Raw genomic sequence first — 4,629 nt, 5'->3', positions numbered from 1 at the left:
ACGCCGACCGCCAGCTCGGTCAACCCGATCCGTCCGCCCGACATCAGCCGCACGTCGCAGGCCAGGGCCAGCACGCAGCCACCGGCGATCGCGTGCCCGTTGACCGCCGCGACCGTCGGCCGCGGATGGTCGAACACAGCGCGAAAGGTGCGGGACAGCGCAGCCAGAAGTTCCTCGGTGTAGCGCCGGCCGCCGTCCAGGATCTGGCGCAGGTCCACCCCGGCAGAGAAGGACGAGCCGCTGCCGGTGATGACCAGCGCCCGGTCGGACGCGGTGACGGCCTCGGTGAGGGCGTTCAGCAGCTCCACGTCGAGGGCGCCGACCCGGCCGTGCTCGATGCGCAGGACGGCGACGTCGTCCAGGTCCTCGGTGATCAGCATCGGGCCCTCCACCTGTTCGAACAGCTCACGACGGAGCGTGCCGGATGTCCGCGCTGCCCGGTGCGGCTCCTCCCACGGGAGGCCATGGGTCCGGTGACCAGGCTGCCGGGAACAGCGGGCACACCATGTCCGGCCGACGGGGGTCACCGCAACCGACGGTCGACCTCAGGGGCGCCGGTCGGTGACCCGGAGTGGCGCGCCGCTGCGCTCGTCCGCGGCATCGGTCGTTGCCGGCAGCCGCAGTTGTCCCCAGCAGAAGCCGCACAGCACATCGGCGTCCCACCCGCCCATCCAGAAGTCCACCGGCCAGGGGCTCGCGCTGTCGATCGACGACGGGAGCCACCCCTCCGGGTCCTGGACCACGGGCGTCGAGGCGAGCTCGTAGCTGTACCGGAGCCGCGCACCGAAGAACCTGGACGCGCCGCCCCCCGGCGCCGCGAGGCTCGCCTCGAGGAACTCGAGTCGTTCCCGTATGGCGGTGTGCTCGGGCTCGGCAGCGGTCTCGACGTCCTGCTGCAGCCGGGAGACCCTTTCCGCCCACACGGCCGCCAGGTCCCCGATCCCGGTGGCCTCTCGGATCTCCGCGGGTGCCCTCTCCACGCCGCCGGCGAAGAGCCCCTCGAAGGGGTGATCCGGGTCGGCGGGGACGACGCGCCGGGCGAGAGCGAACGGGCCCTGGGTCACCCGCAGCGCGAAGGGCCAGATGGGCTCGAACCCGTCGTCCGCGATGACGCCGTTGCGCCCTTCGAACTTCGGCTCCTCGACCAGCTCGACCGACGCGCCCTGCAGGGGGTGCTCGTCCTGCTGCTGTCCGTCGCGCCAGACCTGGTGGACGCGGACGCCGACCGGGGGCCCGTAGGCCCGCACGAACGGCGGAGCCTGCATCCGCAGCACGCGGTCGAGGTCCGGCTCACCGGCGTAGGCGTGCACGTAGCCGGAGACACCGCGAGGCTCGTCGTACGGGTCGGGGTCGGTCGCCAGTCGGCACTGGAACCAGCCCCGGAAGACGAGGTCGATCATCCGGCCACCTCGGCGAGGTTGCGACGGACGAACCTGACCGTGTCCCCGATGGCTGCGACCCGGGGGACGTCCTCGCCCAGTGACATCGCGTCGTCGATCACCGCCTGGAGCCGTTCGAGCAGGATCGTCCAGCGGGCGGACGGGAAGGGCGACGCCGACTCCCGGTCGTAGATCTCGAACGGCGCGCCGGCGGTCGCGGGGCTCTCCGGCCCGACTGCGGGCATCTCGGTGAGCACCTCGGCGAGCGGCCGGATCGCCACGCTCATCATCTGACCCGTGGAAGCGCGGAGGACCGCCCGCTGCTCCGGCGTCTCCGACGTCGAGCCGAAGAAGTGCTCCAGCATCAGCAGCACCGAGCCGTACGCGCCGTTGGACAACTCGGCGACCCGCCGGGTGCGCTCCTCGACGAGCAGCGTCCCCCCGGTCGGGGCGTCCCGGATGAGGCGTGTCCGCGGGTTGACGACGACGGGACGCGCCGCGGCGAAGAAGCCGCTCTCCTCGTACTCCTGCCGGATCCGTGCGAACCGCCCGTAGTGCGAACTGCTCCGTCCCGTCGGCGACCCCTCACCGTCCACGACGATGTCCTCGATCGCGGCCAGTGCCGAGCTCCGGTCCACGACCTGGCGGAGGTCGAGGTCGACGGACCACCTGTTGTCGGTCTGGGCGGACCTCGGACCGATGAACAGCTCTCTCTCGTCGATGCGCCGGAAGCCGTCGGCGATCTTGCCGTACAGCTCGCCGACGTAGTCGTACGTCAGCGGATCGGGCGCAGCGGCGAAGGCCTGGACGGACTCCGTGGTGACACGCTGCGCCCCCGGCACGCGCGGAGGGGGCGGTAGCGGCTCGCCCTGCGGCAGTTCGAAGACGAGCATCCGGTACAGGGCCTCGTCGGAGAAGGGCACCAGGTCGAAGTCGAAGGGGTAGTACCCCGACCGCTGCGGGAAGTTCGGGCGGTCGAAGTGCGGACCCTCCCCGATGGATGCGAGCAGGTTGCAGACCGTGCCCAGGTGCCCCATCTCCTCGACGGCGACCCGGAGGATGGTGGCCTGCCAGGAGCGCGCGCACCGTTGCTGCGGTGCACTCAACCCCTCGTCCAGCCGCTTCTTCATCGACAAGGCCGGGAAGAGGTACTGGATCATGAGGCCGTGCTCGAGCTCGGCCGCCTCGTGCAACGCCCCGGTGAGCTCTTCGCGGGTGTCGATCATGTCGGCGCCTTCGCAGGACGGTGGCCAACCAGACGACGGTCACCCTAGCGTCGGCAGCGGCGCACCGACCGGCCGGCGAACCCGCCGCACGACGGGCTCCCCAGGGTGGAGCCGGATCGCGCGGGCGCTCGACTGAGGCAGTCCTGCGGGGCTACGGACGGGGGGACGATCGGCGCAGGCGGCCGCCGGTCACGACCACCAGCCCCGAGAACGCGAGCGCGAGCAGCAACGCCACGACCAGGCTCGCAGCCGTGTCGGCACTCGCCCCCACGGCTGCGTAGAGCAGGGCCGGCACAGCGGTCCCCGCTGCGCCGGCGCAGATCAGGACGGACCAGCGCATCGATGACGTCCCCGCGAGGACGGCCACGGTCTCCGCCAGGACCGGTACCGCTCTGCTGGACACCACGGCCCACGGACCCCAGCGCGTGAGCAGGCGGTCGGCCGCGGCTCGCTGAGCCGGCGTCGTCACGCGTTCGACGACGCCCCGCCCCCGACGCCCCAGCGCGAAGCCGACCAGCGCGGCCGAGACGCCGCCGAGCAGGGACAGTGCAGCGCCTGGCACGAGACCGAACAGCGCTCCGTGCGCCACCATCACGACGCTCGAGGGCACCGGGAGGAACACGTCGGCGATCAGCAGCCCCAGACCGAGGAGCGCCGCGGCCACTCCGGCGCTGCGCATCGCGGGCAGTGGGTCGGCCAGCAGGGGCAACGCCGCCCACTCCGCGAGGCCGAACAGCAGCAGGGCGCCGCCTACCAGTACGGCTACGACCAGCCCATAGCCACGCACATCGTCCCCCCGCCGGAAGGCCCGTCGGCATCGGAGCCGAGGAGGTCATCGTCCGACCGCGTGGGCACGGTGGCCAGGGTCGTCGGTCAGGTGGTGCGGCAGCTGCCGACCGCCCGCTGCGCAGCCCGATCCGATCTGACGCACCGGGTCCCTGCGCGGTCTGGCACGCGAGCACGGCCCGGCACCCGAACGGTCTCCGGGCGGGGCGGAGGGCCCGTCACCGCCGCACCAGGCCCGCGGTGACGAGGCGATGACACCCGCTCCCGGGGAGTGCGTCAGAGGACCCCGCGTCCGCCGGGCCGGAGGCCGTCGTCACCTCGTGCAGGCCCGCAACCATGGCCGACGACCGCCGCACCGGTACGGCGCCTCGGACACCGGGACGCGGCCCATCCCCCGGGGCAGGGTCGTCCACCTGTCACCGACGATGGCGAGGACTGCGGGACGGGCGGAGCGGGCGGTGTGCAGGTCTCGCACACAGGGAGCCGACGGGGCGGGGCGGCCGCCGACCGGACTCGACGCGACCGGGTTCAGACCTCGACGGCGGTACCGCAGATCCCGCAGACCTCGAGCTGCCGGCGTCCCCACCGGGCGATCGGCACGAAGAAGACCGTGAACTGCTTGACCTGCCGCACGCGCGCCCACTGCGTGGTGTTGCCGCAGCGGGGGCAGGTGCGGACCTCCCCGGGGCCCAGGTCCTGCTGCTTGGTGCCGAAGCCGAAGAGGAAGAACACGCCGCCAGCCTAGGCAGCGGACCGGCCACCGTCCGGCGCGCGTGCCCACCTGGCCCCGCCGGGCTCGACCGCCCGCCGCCGGCCGTCCGAGCGCGACGCGCGCGACATGGGGTTCGGCGTGCCGGTGGGAGGCGGGCTGAGGGACATGGCGGTCCGGGAGGCCACGCTCGCTGGTCGGCACCATCGACGGCCTGCTCCACCGGCGGAGCGGCAGGCGCGACCGAGCTGAGCGCACCGAACCGAGAACGCTCACACGGACTCCTGCGGTCTCACCCGAGAAATACCCGGGCGGGGTATGTGGTTGACGGGGAGCACAGGACCGGAGTGGAGGAGGCCTGGGTCATGGCGACTCGGCAGACGACGGCGGTGCTCGAGGTCGCCGGAGTGCACTGGGCCACGGAGAAGGCGGTCACCGAGGAGGTGCTCGGACAGCGGCCGGGCGTGCTGGCCGTGCAGGCCGACCCGATCGCACGGACCGCGGTGGTCACCTACGACCCGGCGCAGAC

General features: G+C 72.9%; 5 protein-coding genes. All 5 read right to left on the bottom strand.

Translation table 11 applies throughout. The annotated features are described in order from the left end of the window. A partial coding sequence (locus tag VN520_RS26035) for an enoyl-CoA hydratase/isomerase family protein (RefSeq protein ID WP_325749380.1) occupies nt 1-380 on the bottom strand: 380 nt, incomplete at its 3' end. A 165-nt stretch (nt 381-545) separates the two neighbouring features. Further along, the gene (locus tag VN520_RS26030; RefSeq protein ID WP_325749379.1) at nt 546-1,400 is read right to left on the bottom strand and encodes a hypothetical protein; all 855 of its coding nucleotides are present in this window, start codon (nt 1,398-1,400) and stop codon (nt 546-548) included. Further along, nucleotides 1,397-2,605: a ferritin-like domain-containing protein gene (locus tag VN520_RS26025; protein WP_325749378.1), complete on the bottom strand. Its 1,209-nt coding sequence runs from the start codon at nt 2,603-2,605 to the stop codon at nt 1,397-1,399. The genes VN520_RS26030 and VN520_RS26025 overlap by 4 nt, the downstream gene beginning before the upstream one ends. A gap of 151 nt (nt 2,606-2,756) precedes the next feature. Beyond that, nucleotides 2,757-3,392, bottom strand: coding sequence for a VTT domain-containing protein (locus tag VN520_RS26020; protein ID WP_325749377.1), 636 nt, complete (start codon nt 3,390-3,392; stop codon nt 2,757-2,759). A gap of 527 nt (nt 3,393-3,919) precedes the next feature. After that, entirely contained in the window at nt 3,920-4,123 is a 204-nt protein-coding gene (locus VN520_RS26015; protein WP_325749376.1) for a zinc-ribbon domain-containing protein, read from the bottom strand. Nucleotides 4,124-4,629 lie beyond the last annotated feature (506 nt).

Source organism: Streptomyces sp., from assembly GCF_035563135.1.
Taxonomy (GTDB): domain Bacteria; phylum Actinomycetota; class Actinomycetes; order Streptomycetales; family Streptomycetaceae; genus Streptomyces.
Note: the sequence above shows the minus strand (reverse complement) of the source record. Positions and strands in the feature narration are given on the sequence as shown.